This window comes from Agrobacterium sp. 22-223-1 (assembly GCF_053522385.1).
Genome location: NZ_JBNWCN010000007.1, coordinates 296,136 through 316,029, shown reverse-complemented (window position 1 = coordinate 316,029; position 19,894 = coordinate 296,136). Strand labels below are relative to the sequence as shown.

The following is a 19,894-nucleotide window of genomic DNA, read 5'->3' as shown; positions in this document are numbered from 1 at the left end:
TTTCATTTGACATCTATATGTCTTTTAGAGTTAAGATGCAATCTAATATTTTTGGATAGGCCGTCAAGAAGGGACGATGAAATGAAACGGAAACTTGTTGTCACTGCAGCAGCAGTGCTGGCGCTGGCCGCAGGCGGAGCCGCAGCACTGCTGCTTCCGGCGCAGGCGCCTGAGGCAAAGGCTGCCGATCCCCGGACCCTGGCGCCACTGGTCAACCTCGCGACGGCCAGGCTTCCTGGCAATTCGAGCAGCAGCTTTACGGGAACCGTTGGTGCCCGGGTCCAGAGCAATCTCGGGTTTCGCGTGCCCGGTAAGATCGTTGAACGTTTTGTCGACGTCGGGGAGCAGGTAAGCGCTGGACAGCCATTGATGAGGCTTGACGAGACTGACCTTCGTCTTGCTCTGACCGCCAAGCGAAACGCTGTCATTGCAGCACAGGCGACATTTGTCCAAGCGAAAGCCGATGAGAAACGCTTTGCCATTCTGGTGAAGACCTCTGCTGCCTCGACGCAGCAATATGAACGATCGAAAGCCCTGCTGGATACGGCGACGGCACAGTTGGCCGCCGCTCAGGCTGAGGCGAATGTTGCCGAAAACGAGGCCCGATATACGGTTCTTGTTGCCGATGCAGATGGAACCATTGTCGAGACGCTCGGTGAACCGGGCCAGGTGGTAACCGCTGGGCAGCCGGTTGTCCGGCTCGCGAAGTCTGGTCCGCGCGAAGCCATTGTCTGGCTTCCCGAAACCATGCGTCCTGACATTGGAGTTCAGGCTTCCGCATCGGTTTATGGCAGAAACAATGCGGAAAAGGCCAAGCTGCGCCAGATCTCCGATTCTGCCGATCAGCAGACCCGCACCTATGAAACGCGCTGGGTGCTTGAAGGGGGGGCTGCAAATGCGCCCCTGGGGGCGACCGTCACCATCGAAATCGAGAACAGGGATGTGCAGAATCATGCCGAACTGCCGATAGGTGCTCTGTTGGATGACGGGGCGCGCACTGGCGTCTGGGTGATCGATCAGCAATCGTCCGTCGTGAAGTTTCGTGATGTGAAAGTAGAGCGGGTAAGCGAAGAGAAAGTGGTCGTCACTAACGTCAAGCCGGGAGAGGAGGTCGTTGCGCTTGGCGCACATCTTCTGAAGGATGGAGCGCAAGTTCGCACCAGTGTTGGGACAAGAGAGGCGGCAAACTGATGAACCTCAATCTGTCCGCCCTTGCGGTTCGCGAACGCGCCGTCACGCTGTTCTTTATCGTCCTTCTGTCTCTCGCCGGCGTCTATGCCTTCGTCAAGCTGGGACGCGCTGAAGACCCCTCCTTTACCATCAAGACATTGACTGTCACGACTGTCTGGCCGGGCGCAACCGCACGCGAGATGCAGGATCTCGTTGCCGAGCCGCTGGAGAAGCGCATTCAGGAATTGGCCTGGTACGACCGTGTCGAGACAACGACGCGCCCGGGCTTCGCCTATCTTACCGTCACGCTCAAGGACAATACGCCGCCAAGCGCCGTCGCCGAAGAATTTTATCAGGCGCGCAAGAAGCTCGGCGATGAAGCCAGAAACCTGCCGCAGGGTGTTCTGGGACCATTCGTGAACGATGAATATTCCGACGTCAGCTTCGGCCTTTACGCTCTCAAGGCGCAGGGCATGCCGATGCGCGATCTCGTCCGGGAAGCCGAAAAGATCAGGCAGGACATGCTTCATGTTCCCGGCGTAAAGAAAATCAATATTCTGGGTGAGCAGCCGGAACAGATATTCGTAGAGTTCTCCTATGAGAAGCTCGCCACGCTCGGCATATCTCCTCAGGACATTGCCGCAGCCCTTCAACGGCGCAATACCGTTACGCCCGCTGGCTCGATAGATACGCAGGGTCCGCAGGTCTTTATTCGTCTCGATGGTGCCTATGACAGTGTTCAGTCTATCGCTGATACGCCCATCGTCGCTTCCGGTCGTGCGTTGAAGCTTTCCGACATTGCTGAGGTACGCCGGGGTTATCAGGAGCCGGCAAGCTATGTCATCCGTCATGACGGCGAGCCTGCCATTATGCTCGGTGTGGTTATGCAACAGGGCTGGAATGGTCTGGAGCTTGGCAAGGCTCTCGAGGAGCGCTCCAGCCGGATCGCACAGTCGTTACCCCTTGGCATAACGCTGACGAAGGTCAGTGATCAGGCTGTCAACATTGACGCGGCGGTGGGTGAATTCATGGTGAAGTTCGCCATGGCCCTCGGCGTGGTGCTCTTTGTGAGCCTCATTGCGCTCGGCTGGCGGGTGGGCATCGTTGTGGCTCTGGCCGTTCCGCTGACGCTGGCTGTCGTCTTCATCATCATGCTCGAGACAGGGCGCTTCTTCGACCGCATCACGCTCGGTGCATTGATCCTGGCACTTGGCCTGCTTGTCGACGACGCAATCATCGCCATCGAGGTGATGGTCGTGAAGATGGAAGAGGGTATGGACCGCATCAAGGCGGCTGCCTATGCCTGGAGCCACACTGCGGCACCGATGCTGTCGGGGACGCTCGTGACCATTATCGGCCTTATGCCGGTCGGTTTTGCCGCCTCTGCAGCGGGTGAATATGCGGGCAATATCTTCTGGATCGTCGGTTTCGCACTGATTGTTTCCTGGTTCGTGGCGGTGATCTTTACGCCCTATCTCGGCGTAAAGCTGTTGCCCGATATCAAGCCGGTGGCAGGCGGCCATCATGCGATTTACGATACGCCGAATTACAGACGCCTGCGCGGTGCGATCGAATTCACCGTCAAGCATAAGTTCCTGACCTGCGCCATTGTCGGCGTTGTCATGGCTCTCTCCGTTGTCGGAATGGGCGCGGTGAAGCAGCAGTTCTTCCCGACATCGGACCGTCCTGAGGTTCTTGTCGAAGTCCGCATGCCAGAAGGCACGAGCATCGAAACGACGACAGCCACGGTCAAGAAGCTCGAGGCGTGGTTGAAGCAGCAGCCTGAAACGAAGATCGCGACCAGCTACATCGGCCAGGGTGCGCCCCGCTTCTTCTTCGCCATGGCGCCAGAACTACCCGATCCTGCCTTTGCGAAGATCGTTGTGCTGACATCTGACGCACATGAGCGTGAGGTGCTGAAACTTCGTCTGCGGGAAGCCGTTGCGCAAGGGCTGGCGCCCGAGGCATTCGTCCGTGTGACGCAACTCGTCTTTGGCCCCTACACTCCATTCCCCGTCGAGTTTCGGATCAAAGGACCGGACGCCGAAGAGCTGTACAAAATCTCCGAACAGGCACTTGCTCTCATGAGCTCGGTACCTGACGTCAGAAATGCTAACCGTGACTGGGGTAACCGCACACCCGTTGTCCGGTTCGTTCCTGATCAAGATCGCCTGAACCTCATCGGCATGTCGTCCGCCGAGGCTGCCCAGCAGATACAGCTCCTGCTAAGTGGTGTTCCCGTCACGCAAGTTCGTGAGAACATCCGAAACGTTCCTGTCGTGGCGAGAAGTGCCGGTGAAATCCGCCTCGATCCTGCAAGACTCGCCGACTTCTCGCTCGTGACAAGAGACGGCCGTGCGATCCCGCTCGATCAGATCGGCCACACGGAGGTGCGCTTCGAAGAGCCGATCCTCAAGCGTCGTGACAGAACGCCTGTGGTGACGGTCCGATCCGACATTAACGAGGCGACCCAACCGCCGGAGGTTTCGCAACAGGTGATGACCGCTCTTCAGCCACTCGTTGCATCTCTGCCTGCTGGCTACACAATCGAGATGGGCGGCAATATCGAGGAGTCCCTCAAGGCGAATACTGCCTTGGTGAAGGTGTTCCCACTGATGATCGCAGCGACCCTGATCGTCATCATCCTTCAGGTACGCAGTCTGTCGACGATGACGATGGTGATGCTGACAGCACCGCTCGGTCTTGCAGGCGTCGTGCCCACCCTGATCCTGTTCAACCAGCCTTTCGGGTTTAACGCGATCCTGGGTCTTATCGGCCTGGCGGGCATCCTCATGCGCAACACGTTGATCCTCACCGAGCAGATCAAGGAGAACAAGGCCGCGGGTCTGGACGACTATCATGCCGTGATTGAGGCTACGGTGCAGCGAACAAGGCCCGTCATCCTGACGGCGCTTGCCGCGGTCCTCGCCTTCATTCCTCTGACGCATTCGGTTTTCTGGGGTTCGATGGCCTACACACTTATTGGCGGAACCGCGGTGGGCACGCTCATCATCCTGCTCTTCCTGCCGGCACTCTATGTTGCATGGTTCCGCATCAAGCCACCCAAGACAGACATGGATTCGACGGAGCACGGAAACGCGGAAACAGCTCAGCATTCGCTTGCTGCGGAATAGCCAACTCGTCCCTCCGCAGCAGATGATGCTGCGGAGGGATCATACTGCTTGGCGAGCGGTGGCGTGTGTTTTGCGTGTCTACTGGACCCTTCCGGAAGCCATGCCTTCGTCCCGCTTCAATCCTGCCAATGAGGAGGCCTTGACATGAACCCTGTCGTATCCATTTTCAAACATCCTCCGGACGGGGGTAGAGGATATCACCGGGATATGCGCGTCAGGTGGGCTCTCGAGGAAGTCGGCCAGCCTTACACTCTACGGCACCTGACTTTTTCCGAGATGCGCCGCCCCGAATATCTGGAAATGCAGCCATTCGGCCAGATGCCGATCTACCAGGAGGGCGATCTCATTCTTTTCGAATCCGGTGCGATCGTGCTTCACATAGCACAGCGTTTCGCCGGCCTCCTTCCCGATGAAGCGAATGCGCGCTCGCGTTCCATCATGTGGATGTTTGCAGCGGTCAATACGATCGAACCCTGTATCGCCTCTGGCAGCGTGGGTCATCTCAGTCAGCGGCTCCAGCAACTGAGCTATGCGCTTGGAGGGAAAGAGTGGCTTGAGGGGGCTCAATTCGGCGCCGGTGATCTTATGATGGTGAGCGTACTGCGGCCGCTCAAGCACTCGGATATCCTGCTGGATAGCCCAGGCTTGCAGGATTACGTCGAAAGAGGCGAGCAACGATCCGCATTCCAGCGCGCGCTCGGCAATCCACCAGCGGACAGGCGAACGGCGTGACTTGACGGCATAAGCATCCGTCACACCTGTCACTCCTCAGGCAAGAACCGCCGCATTAACTCAACCGATGTTTCCCGCGTCGAGGCGACTAACCCACGTGTCGTGGGGACTGACCATCCGCCTCCTCAATTTCTGCAAATACGTTTTATTTCGCTTGCAATCTAACGGATTTATAGATTACAAACGAAATCTAAATTGATTTCTAATCCAACGCTAATTTTGGAGAGCGTAGATGTCCACAGACAAGATTGTTGTGGTGACCGGAGCATCCTCCGGTATAGGGCAGGCGACCGTGAGGTTGCTGTCACAGAATGGGTTCAAGGTATTTGCAGGATCGCGCAATCCGGACAAAAGTGGACCGGTACCTGGTGTCGAGTACGGACGTCTCGATGTGGACAATGACGAGTCGGTGAGGCAATTCGTCGATTGGGTTCTGTCCCGTTCAGGCCGGATTGATGTCGTGGTGAACAATGCAGGCGTCTCTCTTGTCGGGCCGGTCGAAAGCACGTCGGACGATGAGGCGAAGGCCCTTTTTGAAACCAATCTCTTTGGCCCACTGCGCATGATACGAGCGGTATTGCCCGCGATGCGGCAGCAAAAGTCCGGTCTGATCGTCAATGTCAGCTCGGTCCTCGGCTTCCTCCCCGCACCTTATATGGGCCTTTATGCCAGCAGCAAGCATGCCTTGGAGGGACTATCTGAAACGCTTGACCATGAAGTTCGGCAATTCAATATTCGCTCTGTCCTGGTCGAGCCAACGTTCACGAGGACAAGTCTCGATGTCAATGCGAAGCAGACGGAGACGCGCATTGACGACTACGCTCATCAATTAGCCAAATCCAATCAGGCCGTTCTTTCCGCCATTAAGACAGCAAGCAGTCCTCAGACTGTCGCTGCCGAAATCATGGCAGCAATCACAGGCCCTCACAAAATGCGCAGGCCGGTTGGAAAACAGGCTACGCTTCTCAGTCGCCTGAAGCGGTTTGTTCCAGCCAAGGCATTGGATAGCGGCATCAGGAAGACGTTTGGGCTCTCCAGGCTGTAAGCATTCGCGGAGCTTGCGCGCCACAAACAGAAAGTAGTGCGTACGGTATTCGGAAACTTCACGGCTTGTCTCGGACACATTTGCTTACCTTTAGCTCCGAGGGCGGAGAGTCGATGACTGTGCGCCTGAAGGGCAAGACACCGATCGGACCCTGAAACGTCGAGGCGATCGGCCCAAAGGGCCCGGTTTACCGCTTTGGCGTCGATGGTCACGCGCTTGCATAAAAAAAGTCTCCCATGCATCCCGCGGATTGCAACGCGGACGGATCATCGCCGGCGCCAGCAATGAATGTTGCACTAGATGTTTGTCGCTGAATAAAACTCAAAGGGAAGAATGTGCTGAGAAAGAGTAGTTGGTCTATCAGCGTCAAGCGCTTCTGCCATGGCTCGGACCAGAGTCTCCGCAAGTAACCTTGCAGGATGGGATAGGACCACCTTGATCAACCCCTCCGCAAGACCTGCCCTCGTCTCGTTCGTCAACTCGTGAGCAATGACGACAAGGCGTTTTGCCACAGGCCCGCCGTTCTCGCGAAGGGCTTGCATCACGCCGGTGATGCCGCCGCCGGCGACATAAAGTCCGACCAAATCCTGTTCGGTTTGGAGAAGACGGCAAGTGGCTTCATATGCGATCTCGGGTTCCTCAAGAGTGGCGACCGTTTCCAGCATTTGAAAGCCGGGCGCGCTTTCTCGAAAATACGACCGGAATCCCATTTCGTTGAGCTCCTGGGCCAGATACCGATGGCTGCCAACGAAGACAGCGACCTTGCCGCCGTTGGCATTGAGTCCCGCTATGAACCAAGCGGCGGTCCGGCCCTTCTTGACGCAGTCGTTGCCGACATAGGCCGCGCGCGCGGCAGTTGAGAGGTCAGAGATCATCGTCACGACGGGAATGCCTTCGGCGGCAAGACCGTCTACGGCGTGGTTCACCTGCGGATGATCTGACGTAATTATCCCAATCACGTCTGCCTCCCGGCTGAGGGAGTAAATTGCCTCTGCAGCTTTGTCTGGTGCGAGATCGTTAATAAACCTCACGATCGGTCGCCCATGCGCATCCGGAAAAGCTTCTACGGCCGCCGTCAGCAGCTCCCCCCACATCTGGTAAAGCTTTCGATGCGACTGCTTGAGAAGGAAACCGAACTTGATAACTGGCTTGTCGTGTTCCAACCGCCGCTCAATCGCCGTGACTCCGTGATAGCCTATCTCCCGGGCGGCATTGAGAACCCGTTCGGCGGTCTGCGAGCGGACTGGGTCGCGGCCATTCAAAACGCGATCGACCGTTGAAATACTCACGCGGGCAGCTTTCGCAAGATCTGGGATAGTCGGTCGGGACATCGAAGCCTCTCATAAAATGAAATTAATTATGAGAGTATTTGAGAGTAAAATCCATCCCTAAGTTGACAACTAGGCCAGTTTTAGTGATTTGTTCCTCATGAAATACGGCCGTTAAGGCAGAGAGGACTTGGGAGAGTCCTTTCATTTGGAGGAAAACCTTTCATGTCCGCAACCTTGAAGGTGGCGCCGCTATCGGGCGGCGACGGCGCTCGCGCGCCTATAAATGACGAAAACGACTTTGTCCTTGAGATGCGGTCGATCACCAAGGCCTTCCCCGGTGTGCTCGCGCTTGACGAGATGAACCTTCAAGTCCGTGCCGGCACCGTGCACGTGCTCGTTGGCGAGAACGGCGCGGGCAAATCGACCCTTATGAAGATTCTGAGCGGTATGTACGCGATCGATGGCGGCGAGATCTATTTTCGGGGTGAAAAGCTCGATCATCAGAATGCCGCAGCGGCACTCGATCGCGGTATTTCCATGATTCATCAGGAGCTCAGCCCGGTGCTCGATATGACGATCGCCGAAAACATCTTTCTCGGTCGCGAACCTGTCCGCGCCGAAACCGGGCTCCTTTCCAAGTTCGTCGACTTCGACAGGATGAACAACGAAACAAAGGTCCTGCTCGCCCGTGTAGGCCTGCGTTACAGCCCCGAAACGAAAATGCGCGAACTGTCGATCGCGACCATGCAGCTCGTCGAGATCGTCAAGGCAATCTCGCGCGAAGCCTCTCTCGTCATCATGGACGAGCCGACATCAGCAATCAGCGACACCGAAGTCGCGATGCTCTTCCGGCAGATCGCCGAGCTGAAAGCCGCTGGTGTTGCCATCATCTATATCACGCACAAGATGGATGAGATCTTCCAGATAGCCGACGACATTACCGTCATGCGCGATGGTCAATATATCGCTGCGGGACCGGCTAGCGAATACAATACAGGCACGCTTATCTCTCAGATGGTCGGGCGGACGATTTCCGAGGTATTTCCCAAAGAAGAAGTGACGATCGGCGAGGTCGTCCTGTCGGTCGAAAACCTGACTCGCCACGGCGTCTTCGAAAACGTGAGCTTCAATGTTCGTGCTGGCGAGATTGTCGGCTTATCGGGTCTCATAGGTGCCGGCCGAACCGAGGTCGCGCGCGTGATTTTTGGACTTGATGGCGCCGACGCCGGAGTGGTCCGACTGAACGGCGCTGCTTTGAAGCTTGGCTCGCCGAGGGACGCGATCGCCAGCGGCATTGCCATGGTGTCGGAGGATCGCAAGTCGGAGGGCCTGGTTCTGTGCCGGTCTGTGGGCGAAAATATCTCTCTGGCAAACCTCAAGAAGTTCACCTCGCGGCTGTTCATCAGCGAACGGCAGGAGGAAAGCGCTGCGCAGCGCATGATCAAGATGCTGCAGATCAAGACGCCCAACACAGCGATGACTGTGGAGAACTTGAGCGGCGGCAACCAGCAAAAGATCGTTCTTGCGAAATGGCTGCTGGGCGATCTGAAGCTTCTCATTCTCGATGAGCCTACGCGCGGGATCGACGTGGGATCCAAATCGGAAATTCACAGGCTCATGACCGAATTCGCCCGCCAAGGGCTGGCGATCATCATGATCTCATCCGAGCTGCCTGAAATTCTTGGGATGAGCGACCGCGTGGTGGTGATGAGCGGAGGCCGGCTGACCGGTGAACTTACAAGGAGCGAGGCGACGCAGGAAAGCATCATGCGCCTCGCCACGGGAGGACATTGATGAGTATAGATCCAGTAGCAGGAGCAGAAAAGCGGGAGGGACGGGTGTTGCGGGGTGTGCGGGAGATGAGCTTCTCCCAGATCTACCGCAAGTACGGCACCGTCCTGATCTTCGTCGGCATCTGCATCCTGGCCTCGATGTTGAGCCCGACGTTTTTGACGGAAGCAAATCTCACTAACGTCCTGAGACAGGTGGTCGTTGTCAGTCTTTTGGCGTGTGGCATCACCTTCGTCATCATCCTGGGGCATATCGACGTTTCCCTCGGCTCGGTTCTTGCTCTTTGCGGGGTAATCGCGGCAAGTGTGATGTCGATGACCGGCAGCATCGTACTTGCGGTGGCAGCCGGTCTTGTCGTGGGTGTCATAACCGGCACGATCAACGGCTTCGTAATCACGTTCTTCCGAATCCCCTCGTTCATTATGACGCTTGCCATGACGACGGTCGCACGCGGAACCGTTCTGCTCTATACGGGCGGGTCGCCCGTAACTGGCCTCGGTGATTTCAAGGTCATAGGACAGGGTACATTAGGCCCAGTCCCCATCTCCGTGCTCATTCTGGCGGTAGTGGTCGTCCTGTCGTGGCTTCTGCTCAACAAAACCAAGTTTGGTCGATACGTCTATGCCGTCGGCGGGAATCAGCGCGCCGCACTTGCCTCCGGAATCAACCCCGACAGCATCGTCATCAAGGCGTTCATTTTCAATGGCGTCCTCTGTGCCGTTGCCGGCATCGTTCTGATGTCGCGCATCAATTCTGGCCAGCCCGCAGGCGGCGTTGGCTACGAGTTTGACGCGATCACGGCCGTGGTTGTCGGTGGCACCAGTCTGATGGGGGGGACCGGAACCATCACCGGTACGATCATTGGCTCCATGATCATCGGCGTTATTAACAACATCCTCAATCTCATGAATGTCAGCTCCTACTGGCAGCAGATCATCAAGGGCCTGATCATTGCGATCGCGGTGATCCTTGATGTTTGGACGAAATCAGCCCGCGGCAAGAAGAAGGCATAAACCCGTTCCAGGGACCTCCGGTCCCGGAAATAACTCTGTGTCGGCGGGATTTCCGCCCCTGCACCAACACACACCCATTGGGAGGAAACCATGAAAGTTATCGCAAAATTTGCTTTCGCCTGCGCAGTCTCTCTGGCCGCGCTTTCCGCAACCGCCGCAACCGCCGCAACCGCCGCAACCGCCGCAACCGCCGCAACCGCCGCAACAGCAGCCGACAAGTTCGTCGTTGGTTATGCCAACATGGCCGACACCGACGTGTTCGTCATGGCACGTAAGAACGCTTTCATCGAGGCTGCCAAATCTGACCCGGCAGTGATGGTCAATTTCTCTGACGCGAATAACGATGTCAGCAAGCAGCTCGACCAGATCGATAATTTCATCGCGCAGAAGGTCAATGCCATCGTTGTCGTGCCGGTCGACTATCAGGGCATTGTGCCTGGAGTTGAAAAGGCCAATGAGGCGGGCATTCCCGTGATCGCTCTCGGGATCCAGTCTGCTGGCGGCAAATATACATTTGTGGGCTCAAAGAACATCGATGCTGGCCGTCTTCAGGGCGAATACATGAAGGCGAATCTGCCGAAAGATGCGAAGATTCTTTATCTCGAAGGCACGCCGGGTCTCTCCCACACGCAGGAGCGGAAGAAGGGGTTTGAGGATGCGCTCGGCCGATCGGATGTTACGACGCTCGCAAGCCTCTCGGGCAACTATGATCGCGCCGAGGGCATGAAGGTCACGGAAGACTGGATTCAGAGCTTCCCGAACTTCGATGCCATCGTTGCTGCCAACGATCAGATGGCGCTTGGTGCTCTCGAAGCACTCCAGGGAGCCAATCGCCTTAAGGGCGTACTGATCTCGGGCGTCGACGGCACGGCCGACGCGCTCAACGCCATCAAGGCCGGCACGATGTCCCAGACGATCTTCCAGGACGCAGCAGGGCAGGCCAAGGCTGCCTTTGAGGTTGTTGAGGGTCTGAAGAAGGGCGAACAGGCGCCGGCGGAAAAGCTGGTTCCGTTTGCCTCGATCACAAAGGAAAACGTCGATCAGTACGCAAAGAAATAACCCTCCCAAGGGAAGCGTGTCGGGAAACGAGGCCCGGCACGCAACGACACAGGCCGGTGCTCTGCTGGCGCAGGCCATCCCTTTCATCAGTTACAGGAAGATCATAGAAAATGGGTACCAGGATCGCAATCATCGGGGCGGGACTGATGGGGGCAGACCATGCAAAGATCGTGGCGGAAGATCTGCCGGGCGCAACGCTCCAGGTCGTGTGCGACATGGACGCTGATCGGGCGAGGAAAGTCGCTGACCGCTACGGCGCTCAGGATGTGGACGTAAACCCGGATCGTATCGCGGCACGACCGGACGTCGATGCGATCATCATCGCGAGCCCGGACTTTACCCACGCGACCCTTTCGTTGTCCTGCATCAAGGCGGGCAAGCGGGTCCTTTGTGAGAAACCTCTTTCACAATCGTCATCGGAGTGCCTCGATATCCTCAAGGCGGAGGAGCAGGCTGGCGAACGTTTCATCATGCTTGGCTTCATGCGCCGCTTCGATCAGTCGTATGTCGAGATGAAGCGAGCCGTGCAGGATGGCGCGATCGGCCGAGCCCTCATTATGCACAACTTCCACCGCAACGTGGCGACCCCGGCTGCCGACTTTACCGGTGCGATGGCTATTACCAATTCGGCACCCCATGAATTCGACGTGGTGCGCCATGTCCTTGGCACCGAATACATTTCGATTTCTGCGTTCCAGCCGAAGCGCTCCGACTCCCTCGTCGCGCCCGTTCATATGGTGCTTGAGACGGCGGATGGCCAGCTTGTCAACATCGAGATCAACAACAACGCAGCCTATGGCTACGATGTTCGTGCCGAACTGGTGGGCGAAAAGGCGACCATAGCGATGAACCCGGTGAACTACACGCGGGTGGACCGCGATCTGGGACAGAGCACGAGTTACGAGGCCGACTGGCGTGGCCGCTACCATGAGGCCTACCGGCGTCAGAACAGGGCATTCCTGCGCTTCGCGGAGAGCGGCTTGTTCCCAGAGACGGCGTCCAGCAGCTGGGACGGGTACTGCGCCGCAGTCGTCGCCGAGGCGGGAGTGCAAGCGCTGAACAAGGGACACAAGATGCCCGTGGAGATGATCATGAAACCGGAGTTCTACGCATGAAGCTGGGTTTTGTTTCAGACAGTTTGGGTGGTCTGCCGTTCGACGAGATGCTCGACCATGCCCGCCGGCTCGGGGTTTCCGGAGTGGAAGTCAACACCTGCGGCTGGTCCACCGCTCCGCACTTTGACCTGCCGAGGATATTGAAGGACGGCAACGTGCGGAAGGACTTCCTCGCGTCCTTCACCGACCGTGGACTGGAGGTCATCAGCCTCAACGCCAACGGAAACCCGTTGCATCCGACTGACCCCGCGCAAGGGCAGGGCCTTGAGGATACGATCCGAGCGGCCGGCGAGCTCGGGATTAGTACTGTCTGCTCCATGTCGGGGCTCCCCGCCGGAAACGCAACGGACACCATGCCGAACTGGGTGGTTTCCTCCTGGCCTCCCGAAACGCAGGCCATACTCCGGTATCAATGGGAGGAGAAACTTATCCCGTACTGGACGAGGATCGCTGCGCTGGCAAAGGAACACGGGGTCGAACGCATCGCGCTGGAACTTCATGGCAACCAGTGTGTCTACAACGTTCCGTCCCTGCTCAGACTGCGGGAGGCGGTGGGCCCGGTCATCGGTGCAAACCTGGACCCCTCCCATCTTTTCTGGATGGGCGCCGATCCTCTTGTGGCGGCGGAAGCGCTAGGCGAGGCCGTCTATCACGTCCATGCCAAGGACACATTCCTGAACTCCCCGAAACAGGCCGTAGGCAGCCTCCTAGAGAACGGGAGCCTGATGGACATTCCCGCCAGGAGCTGGTCCTATATCACTCTCGGTTTCGGCCACGGCGAGGAATGGTGGCGGCAGTTCTGCTACCGGCTGAAGATGGCGGGCTACGACGACGGCTGGTTGTCGATCGAGCATGAGGACGTGCTTCTGAACAGCCTCGAGGGTCTGGAGAAGTCTGTGGCGCTGCTCCAAGCCGTCATGCCAGTCGCCAAGAGCGACTTCAAACCGCAGGCGATCTAGTAGCCGCCAATCGGGCCCCTGCTCAAGATCAATTCGCTGCCGGCGGCACGCTTCCGTCAGAAGGTCGTCTGCGCCTAGGCGGGCGCGGTTCAACACGTATCAGAGACGCGAACATGCAGAAAGCGCTCGACGTCATCACCATCGGCCGTGCTGGAGTAGACCTTTACGGCGCTCAGGTCGGCGGCCGGCTGGGGCTAAGGAGCGGGCTGATCACCCGCGGGGGGACGAGCACAGCCGAAAGCACATCATGCCGGAAAGCAACGGCGAATATTCGATCAATGGCAGCCGTAGATCAGAGTGGCCACAAGCCATCCAGGACTTTGTCCGCGATTGCGAGCTTGGTGAAGCCGGGCCGCTTGGAAGACGATACAACATGCGTTGGGTCGGCTCCATGGTCGGTTCACCGAATTCTACTCCGTGGCGGTTTGCTTATGTACCCAAGCACCTCGGATGCGAAGCCAGGGAAACTTCGGCTGCTCTACGAAGCCAACCCCATGAGCATGATCCTAGAGGCCGCTGGAGGATTAGCGTTCGATGGAGGTAAGCGCATCCTGGCCATCGATCCGACCGGGATTCACCAGCGGGTCGGCGTGATCATGGATTCGCGCACGGAGGTCTCTGAAGTACGCGGCTATCTCGCCGACCAGACGTAGTGGCATCGTGCGAGTTACGGAAACCGGCAGACAATCGAGAACGCGGCTCTCCAGTTCCTGGCGGGTGATCGTCTTGCTGTTGCCGCAGTAGGAGCCACCAAGCTCGTCAATCGGGAGGCGCTTCTTGCGGTTGGTGCAGCTATAGCGATCCTTGTCGCTGATGGCGTAGGGGCCGCCACATTCCGCGCATTCAAGCAGGCGACTGAGCAGGTATCCTGGGCGGTGCGTTGCGTTCAGCCGGTTACTCTGCCCGAAATCGCAAAGCTCACCGATCTCCTTTGACACTCCTTCACCCGCTGCCATAGGTCGTCGGAGACGATGCGCATCTCGGGCACATCAATCAGCACCCATTCGCTTGCATCGTTGACGCGCGTGGTGCGGCGTTCGGTCTCCGGGTTCTTGCGGTAGTTACGCTTGTTCCAGACCATGCGGCCGATGTAGCTCTCGTTGTTGAGAATTCCGGTGCCACGGCTGACGTGGCCGCGGATGGCGATGTCACGCCACTTACGGCCGCGCGAGCCCGGACGCCCTCCTTGTTCAAAAGCTGGGCGATGTCGCGTGAAAACCAACACCTTATTTTCCAGCGGTGAAGATGCCGCGGGCAACTTCGTTTCCCTAAACGGTAATCTTCAGGGTGGATAGTGGTACGGCTTGGCAGGTCAGGCAATGCCCGTCCTCAAGTTCGGTTTCCACCAGATGGACGATATGTCCTTCAACCACGCGCACGACACAGCTTTCACATTGGCCAACACGGCAGCCACTGGGCAGTGCCACGCCAGCGGCCAATGCGGCATCGAGAAGGGAACCCTGCGATGCATCCCAACGGAAGCTCTGGCCGCTGCCGGCGACGGTCACTGTCTGTGCTTCCAGTTTTTGCGGTACGGATGCGGCTGCGGAAAAGGACTCTGCGAAAATGTCGAAGCGCGGTATCCCCATTGCGATCAGCCGGGCGATCATCGTGCTGTTGAAGGACGGTGAGCCGCAGAGATAGGCGAGGGGACGTTGGGCGACAGCCACTTCGAGAGGCGATAGATTGAGGCGCCCGGTCTGCTGAAAGTTTGCGTTTCGGTGATCCACCTCGGTGGGCGCGGAATAGGCGGTGATCCAGTTAAGGGAGGGGATGTGCAACGCCAGTTCTGCGAGACGGCCGGCAAACGGATGTTCGTGGCCATTGCGGCACCCATGCATGAGCCATACCGGATGTATCGCTTCTCCCTTGAGCTTGGCGAGCCCTTCGAGATAACTGATGAAAGGCGTGATGCCGATGCCGTTGGCAAGCAGCAGAATGGGCCGGCTGCTTTTGAGTGGAATGGTGAAATTACCGCCCGGAGGCGCAAGCGTCACCTCATCACCGACCTTCAGCTGCTGGATTTCACGCGACAGGGAGACTGGCGGATTGCCGCGCGAGCTGTCCCAGCGGACGGCAACCGAAAGCATGGATGCAGAGATCGGCGACGCCGTCAGGGAATAGGCCCGGCTAACTGCCACTCCCGGTATTTCGAACAAGACATGTTGGCCGGCCAGGAAATCTGGCACATGACCGCCATCGCAGGGTGAAAGGGATAATGCCGAGGTATCGAGCCCTTCTCCGCGTATCTCGGCCACGCGAAAGCGCCTCTTGCCATTCCAGAGACCGTTATTGACGGACACAGCACGGGCAATGTCACAGGTGACTGCTCGCAGGGGGACCGAACCGCTGATCGGATCGCGCGCCTCGTCGCTCAGGATCGCATTGATATTGGCGGTTCCGTTACCCTCGGCAGGCTTGCCGTCGCGGCCGAGCGGCTCGCAAGCCTCCCACCAGCCGAATTCGGCGATCACGGTGCGCGGATCGAGCCGGTCGTTGATGTGGACGCGGAGCCGAGCGACACCCTGATGGGTGCGTACGTCCGCCCATTCACCTTCCGCCAACCCGCGCGCGCGGGCCAGCTCGCCACAGATTTCCACCGAAGGTTCCGGTGACTTCTTGCGTAACGAGGCGATATGACGGTGGGACGTGTGCACGAACCAGCCGCTTTTGGCCGTCGTCAGCACCAGCGGCAGTGCATTCATGCCACCCGGCGCATCCGCCGTCGCGATGAAATCGGCAAGCGGATCGTAACCATGATCGAGCAATTGTTGTGAATAAAGTTCCACCCGGCGTGTCGGGGTGTTGAAGCCGCTGATGTCACCATCGGCATTTTCTGCCGCAAACTTGTGGTAGGAGAAGGCCTGGGGAAAACGCATGCCATCCGGCAGATCACGAAGATTATCGACGGTGATGCCGAGCGGTTCAAGCTGCCAGTTCCAGCCGGCTTCCACGTTGCCGCCGAAGAATGCGTCCTCCATGCCCATCCGCCGGGCAAGGGCCATGACGATGTCGTAGTCGGCGCGGCTCTCTCCGGCCGGTTTCACCATCTGGCGTCGCAGCTGAACGGTTTCCGCCGCTTCCTGAGTGATTTCGAAGCCTGGCCGTAATGCATCGCGTTCCCAGGGCATGTTGACCGGGAGAACGATGTCGGCGCATTCGGCCGTGGGGTTCATATACATGTCCGCATGGACATGAAATTCGAGCGCTCGCAGTGCCGCCAGATTGCGCGGCGTGTCGATCTGCGACACGGCAAAATTGGTACCGAAGCTCATCAGGGCGCGCACCTGATAGGGCTCCTTTTGCAAGACCGCGCGCGCGAAGTCGCGGCCATTGATCCAGCCATATGCCGGTGGGCCGAGCGGAAGATCGCGCAAGCCGAGCGCCTTGAACTTTTGGGTATCTGACAGGAGTGAATAGTCGCCCAACGAACGCCAGGGTGGTGCGACAGTCCAGATATTGCCGCCCTCGCTGTCACATGAGCCGATCAGGGCCATCAGGCTGCCGATTGCGCGCTCGGTCATGGTCGCATTGGTCTGCTGGCCTACCCCCGTCCAGCTGTAATAGGCAAGTTTTGGAGCGTTCTCGAGCAGGGCATAGAATGCCGCCTGCTCGGGCTCCGCCACGCCGGTTATGTCCCGCACACGTTCCGGCGTGAAGCTTGCCGCCCGCTGGTGCAGAAGGGCAAGCGCGCTTGCCGCCTGGCGCGGTTTTCCGTCGCTGTCTTCAAGGGCAAGCTCGGCCTGTAAGCCAATCCGTTCCGGGGAGGGCATGGCGCGCCGCGTATCCCAGGCTATGACTCGTCCGTCTTCGCCGGCAACCAGCCAGTCGGAGGGCTGGAAGTCGCCATCGATTTGAGACGGAGCCAGCTGGGCTGCGGTCAGGAAACGCCCGGTCGCTCTGTCGATGAGGAAAGCGGCATTCGTCCAATGGCGCACGAAGGCGTCGTTGAACCGGCCGGTTTCGAGAAGATGGCGGATGGCACCCATGGCCAATGCCGCGTCGGTGCCGGGCAGGATGCGCATCCACAGGTCGGATTGCTGCCCCGAGCCATCGGGTTTTGGGTCGATAACGACCACCTTGGCGCCGCGGGCCTTCGCATCAGCCACACGTCCGGCCTGCACCAGCCATGTGCGCGCCGGGTTGTGCCCCCACAGGACGATGACATCGGCCTTGTCGTATTCGGGAACACCGAGTCCCCGACCGAATGTCAGGGCATGGGCATAATCCTTGTGCCAGCCACAGACCTCAATCGCATAAAGCAGGTTCGGGCTGCCGAAAACGCGGATGAACCGTTCGACCCATTCGTAACTGTCAATGATCGGGGTACCGCTGGGTGTGGTGAGGGCAAAGGCGACGGCCTCCGCACCCGACTGGCCACGGATGCCCAGGAGTTTTTCTACGATCTCGTCAAGCGCCTCGTCCCAGCCGATTTCCTTCCATTCTGCAACAGGCTCCGTCCTGCCATTTGTCCGTCTCAACGGCACGGTCAGGCGGCGCGGACTATGCACCATTTCCGGTGCGGCGCGTCCCTTGGCGCAAAGTGCTCCACCGGTCGGGTGGTCGGGGCGGGGTTCCACACCGACCATCCGGCCATTTTCGACGAGCGTGTATGATCCACACCGCGAGCGGCATAGGGTACAGTAACCTGGATGTCGTTCCATTGTCGCTATCCGCAGCTCCGCCAGGAGCCACCAATTTCAGAAAAGCATGGTGACCGAGGCCGGCCAGCTGGCGAGGGCCTTATCTCCCCGCTTGAAGTCAGATCGACCGCCCTCGACATTCTGGCAATGGGCAAGAACCGAGGCGCCTGAGGCACTACGCAGGACATATTCCGTCAGCGCGCCGCGATAGACGATGTCCTCCACCAAAACCTCGATCGACGGTGCGTCCGGCGCGGTATCGCTGACCGGTACCAGGCGCACATGCTCGGGGCGCACCGCCATGTTGGCAACCGAGGCGTGGGTGCGAGTGCCTGCCGGCACGGCAAAGGTCATGCCGTCTCCGGTGCGGAACAGATCCGTGCTTTCGAGGCTGCCGGTAAAGATATTGGTCGCGCCTATGAATTCCGCCACGAAAAGGGTTGCGGGACGGTCGTAGATTTCTTCCGGCGTGCCCACCTGTTCGATACGACCTGAAGACATCACCACGATACGGTCGGCGATACTGAGTGCTTCGTCCTGGTCGTGGGTTACGAAGATCGTCGTCAGGCCGAGTTCGGACTGCAGACGACGCAGATCGGTGCGGACTTCGTAGCGCAGCTTGGCATCAAGCGCCGACAACGGTTCATCGAGCAGGAGGACATCCGGCTCGTAGGCGATAGCGCGTGCCAGGGCGACGCGCTGCTGCTGGCCGCCAGAAAGCTGCGAGGGCATGCGGGTGGCGAGATGGTCGAGCTTGACGAGCTTCAGCGCATCCATCACCCGCTTTTCGGTATCGGCCTTGTCGACCTTGCGCATTTCGAGGCCGAAGGCGACATTTTGCGCGACGGTCATGTGCGGAAAGAGCGCGTAGCCCTGGAACACCAGCCCCGCATTGCGCAGGTAAGGTGGCATGGCCGTTACGTCGCGATTGCCGAACAAGATGCGGCCTTCGCTGACATCCGTAAGGCCGGCGATCATCCGCAGCGTCGTCGTTTTCCCGCAACCGGACGGGCCGAGGAAAGCGATGAATTCGCCTTGGCGAATGTCGAGCGATACGTCGCTTACGGTGGTCAGCGCCCCGTGCCGCTTGACGATGTTTTCAAGAGTGATTGCAGACATGTTTGACTCCGAACGCGTCAGAACGCGCGAGTAAGCTTGAAATAATGATTGGTGACGAGCAGTGCCGCGGTAATCAACGCGATCTGCGCCGCGGCAACTGCTGCGATGGTCGGGTCCACGCTCCATTCGAGATAGTTTACGATCTCAATGGGCAGTGTCGTCTCGCCGGGTGCCACCAGAAAGAGCGATTTTTCCAGGTCGATGAAGGATATGATGAACGAGAACAGCGCGCCTGCCATCACTCCGGGACGAATGATCGGCCATGTCACGCGGCGGAAGGTCGTCCAAGGACGTGCGCCCATGGTGGATGCGGCTTCCCCCAGCTGTCGATCCATGCCGATGAGAGATGCGGTCACCAGGCGGACGGTCCACGGCACGGCGATCAGGCTGTGCGCGATCAACAAGCCAAGGAACGAACCCGAGAGCGGCCATTCAGTTGTGATCTCGACCTCGATCAGAAACATGTAGAGAGCAGCACCGGCGACGATGCCCGGTACAATCAGCGGAGCGATCAGTATCGACTGGATCATCTCGCGTCCGCGAAAAGGCCCGCGCGCCAGAACGAAGGATGCCGGAATGCCGACCAGCAGACTGATAGCGGTGGCTGAGATCGCGAGTTCGAGACTGGCGATCAGGCCTTCCCTGAAACGCGTCATAGTCCAGGCGGCCTCGTACCACCGCAACGTATAGCCCTGTGGCGGGAAGCTGATGATTGCGTTGTCGAAGAAGCTCACCCATATGATCGTCACGAGTGGCAACAGAACAAGCACGACGGCTACCACTGCCACTACAATCATGATCGGCCAGAATATCCGGGCGGAGAAATAGGAATTCCCGTTCATG

The 19,894-nt window shown here is 58.6% G+C and carries 15 protein-coding genes and 1 pseudogene; 10 read left to right on the top strand and 6 right to left on the bottom strand.

What is annotated here, in order from left to right:
- The first annotated feature begins 81 nt into the window (after positions 1–81).
- The 4 genes from ACQZ60_RS24070 to ACQZ60_RS24055 all read left to right on the top strand — a co-directional run bounded on the left by ACQZ60_RS24070 (position 82) and on the right by ACQZ60_RS24055 (position 6,081).
- The gene (locus ACQZ60_RS24070; protein ID WP_020808433.1) at positions 82–1,191 is read left to right on the top strand and encodes an efflux RND transporter periplasmic adaptor subunit; all 1,110 of its coding nucleotides are present in this window, start codon (positions 82–84) and stop codon (positions 1,189–1,191) included.
- On the top strand, positions 1,191–4,304 hold the full coding sequence (locus ACQZ60_RS24065; protein ID WP_020808432.1) for an efflux RND transporter permease subunit: 3,114 nt from the start codon (positions 1,191–1,193) through the stop codon (positions 4,302–4,304). Before ACQZ60_RS24070 ends, ACQZ60_RS24065 begins: the two co-directional genes overlap by 1 nt.
- 144 nt (positions 4,305–4,448) lie before the next feature.
- Positions 4,449–5,036, top strand: coding sequence for a glutathione S-transferase family protein (locus tag ACQZ60_RS24060; RefSeq protein WP_020808431.1), 588 nt, complete (start codon positions 4,449–4,451; stop codon positions 5,034–5,036).
- 232 nt (positions 5,037–5,268) lie between these two features.
- Positions 5,269–6,081: an oxidoreductase gene (locus ACQZ60_RS24055; RefSeq protein ID WP_020808430.1), complete on the top strand. Its 813-nt coding sequence runs from the start codon at positions 5,269–5,271 to the stop codon at positions 6,079–6,081.
- Between the two features lie 296 nt (positions 6,082–6,377).
- Here the strand turns inward: ACQZ60_RS24055 and ACQZ60_RS24050 are convergent, their stop codons facing one another.
- Positions 6,378–7,412, bottom strand: coding sequence for a LacI family DNA-binding transcriptional regulator (locus ACQZ60_RS24050; protein ID WP_020808429.1), 1,035 nt, complete (start codon positions 7,410–7,412; stop codon positions 6,378–6,380).
- Positions 7,413–7,574: 162 nt separating this feature from the next.
- Here ACQZ60_RS24050 and ACQZ60_RS24045 point away from each other — a divergent pair, with 162 nt between their 5' ends.
- The 6 genes and pseudogenes from ACQZ60_RS24045 to ACQZ60_RS24020 form a co-directional block, all read left to right on the top strand.
- The gene (locus tag ACQZ60_RS24045) at positions 7,575–9,146 is read left to right on the top strand and encodes a sugar ABC transporter ATP-binding protein (protein ID WP_020808428.1); all 1,572 of its coding nucleotides are present in this window, start codon (positions 7,575–7,577) and stop codon (positions 9,144–9,146) included.
- Entirely contained in the window at positions 9,146–10,156 is a 1,011-nt protein-coding gene (locus ACQZ60_RS24040) for an ABC transporter permease (RefSeq protein ID WP_031233325.1), read from the top strand. The genes ACQZ60_RS24045 and ACQZ60_RS24040 overlap by 1 nt, the downstream gene beginning before the upstream one ends.
- Before the next feature lie 90 nt (positions 10,157–10,246).
- Entirely contained in the window at positions 10,247–11,215 is a 969-nt protein-coding gene (locus ACQZ60_RS24035) for a sugar ABC transporter substrate-binding protein (protein WP_448736284.1), read from the top strand.
- A gap of 110 nt (positions 11,216–11,325) precedes the next feature.
- Positions 11,326–12,330, top strand: a complete 1,005-nt coding sequence (locus ACQZ60_RS24030) for a Gfo/Idh/MocA family oxidoreductase (protein ID WP_020808425.1) — start codon at positions 11,326–11,328, stop codon at positions 12,328–12,330.
- Positions 12,327–13,289 (top strand): sugar phosphate isomerase/epimerase family protein, encoded by a 963-nt coding sequence (locus ACQZ60_RS24025; RefSeq protein ID WP_020808424.1) that lies wholly within the window; start codon positions 12,327–12,329, stop codon positions 13,287–13,289. The genes ACQZ60_RS24030 and ACQZ60_RS24025 overlap by 4 nt, the downstream gene beginning before the upstream one ends.
- Positions 13,290–13,536: 247 nt before the next feature.
- Positions 13,537–13,864 (top strand): annotated as a pseudogene (locus ACQZ60_RS24020) (class 1 fructose-bisphosphatase); the annotation flags it as partial.
- On the opposite strand, the gene ACQZ60_RS24015 reads toward ACQZ60_RS24020, so the two are convergent.
- The 5 genes from ACQZ60_RS24015 to ACQZ60_RS23995 are packed head-to-tail and all read right to left on the bottom strand — an operon-like array spanning position 13,814 to position 19,893.
- On the bottom strand, positions 13,814–14,245 hold the full coding sequence (locus ACQZ60_RS24015; protein WP_323131567.1) for a zinc ribbon domain-containing protein: 432 nt from the start codon (positions 14,243–14,245) through the stop codon (positions 13,814–13,816). The pseudogene ACQZ60_RS24020 and the gene ACQZ60_RS24015 sit on opposite strands and share 51 nt — an antisense overlap.
- Entirely contained in the window at positions 14,176–14,547 is a 372-nt protein-coding gene (locus ACQZ60_RS24010) for a recombinase family protein (protein ID WP_059762667.1), read from the bottom strand. Before ACQZ60_RS24010 ends, ACQZ60_RS24015 begins: the two co-directional genes overlap by 70 nt.
- Before the next feature lie 10 nt (positions 14,548–14,557).
- A complete protein-coding gene (locus ACQZ60_RS24005) occupies positions 14,558–17,953 on the bottom strand; it encodes a molybdopterin-dependent oxidoreductase (protein ID WP_448736283.1) in 3,396 nt (1,131 codons plus the stop codon).
- A gap of 36 nt (positions 17,954–17,989) precedes the next feature.
- On the bottom strand, positions 17,990–19,051 hold the full coding sequence (locus ACQZ60_RS24000) for an ABC transporter ATP-binding protein (RefSeq protein WP_020808422.1): 1,062 nt from the start codon (positions 19,049–19,051) through the stop codon (positions 17,990–17,992).
- Positions 19,052–19,068: 17 nt separating this feature from the next.
- Complete coding sequence (locus ACQZ60_RS23995; RefSeq protein WP_020808421.1) at positions 19,069–19,893, bottom strand: ABC transporter permease; 825 nt, start codon at positions 19,891–19,893, stop codon at positions 19,069–19,071.
- Position 19,894: the final 1 nt, after the last annotated feature.

Coding starts and splice junctions, on each gene's coding strand:
- ACQZ60_RS24070 (WP_020808433.1), top strand. CDS start 82: ATGAAACGGAAACTTGTTGTCACTGCAGCAGCAGTGCTGGCGCTGGCC.
- ACQZ60_RS24065 (WP_020808432.1), top strand. CDS start 1,191: ATGAACCTCAATCTGTCCGCCCTTGCGGTTCGCGAACGCGCCGTCACG.
- ACQZ60_RS24060 (WP_020808431.1), top strand. CDS start 4,449: ATGAACCCTGTCGTATCCATTTTCAAACATCCTCCGGACGGGGGTAGA.
- ACQZ60_RS24055 (WP_020808430.1), top strand. CDS start 5,269: ATGTCCACAGACAAGATTGTTGTGGTGACCGGAGCATCCTCCGGTATA.
- ACQZ60_RS24050 (WP_020808429.1), bottom strand. CDS start 7,412: ATGTCCCGACCGACTATCCCAGATCTTGCGAAAGCTGCCCGCGTGAGT.
- ACQZ60_RS24045 (WP_020808428.1), top strand. CDS start 7,575: ATGTCCGCAACCTTGAAGGTGGCGCCGCTATCGGGCGGCGACGGCGCT.
- ACQZ60_RS24040 (WP_031233325.1), top strand. CDS start 9,146: ATGAGTATAGATCCAGTAGCAGGAGCAGAAAAGCGGGAGGGACGGGTG.
- ACQZ60_RS24035 (WP_448736284.1), top strand. CDS start 10,247: ATGAAAGTTATCGCAAAATTTGCTTTCGCCTGCGCAGTCTCTCTGGCC.
- ACQZ60_RS24030 (WP_020808425.1), top strand. CDS start 11,326: ATGGGTACCAGGATCGCAATCATCGGGGCGGGACTGATGGGGGCAGAC.
- ACQZ60_RS24025 (WP_020808424.1), top strand. CDS start 12,327: ATGAAGCTGGGTTTTGTTTCAGACAGTTTGGGTGGTCTGCCGTTCGAC.
- ACQZ60_RS24015 (WP_323131567.1), bottom strand. CDS start 14,245: ATGGCAGCGGGTGAAGGAGTGTCAAAGGAGATCGGTGAGCTTTGCGAT.
- ACQZ60_RS24005 (WP_448736283.1), bottom strand. CDS start 17,953: ATGGAACGACATCCAGGTTACTGTACCCTATGCCGCTCGCGGTGTGGA.
- ACQZ60_RS24000 (WP_020808422.1), bottom strand. CDS start 19,051: ATGTCTGCAATCACTCTTGAAAACATCGTCAAGCGGCACGGGGCGCTG.
- ACQZ60_RS23995 (WP_020808421.1), bottom strand. CDS start 19,893: ATGAACGGGAATTCCTATTTCTCCGCCCGGATATTCTGGCCGATCATG.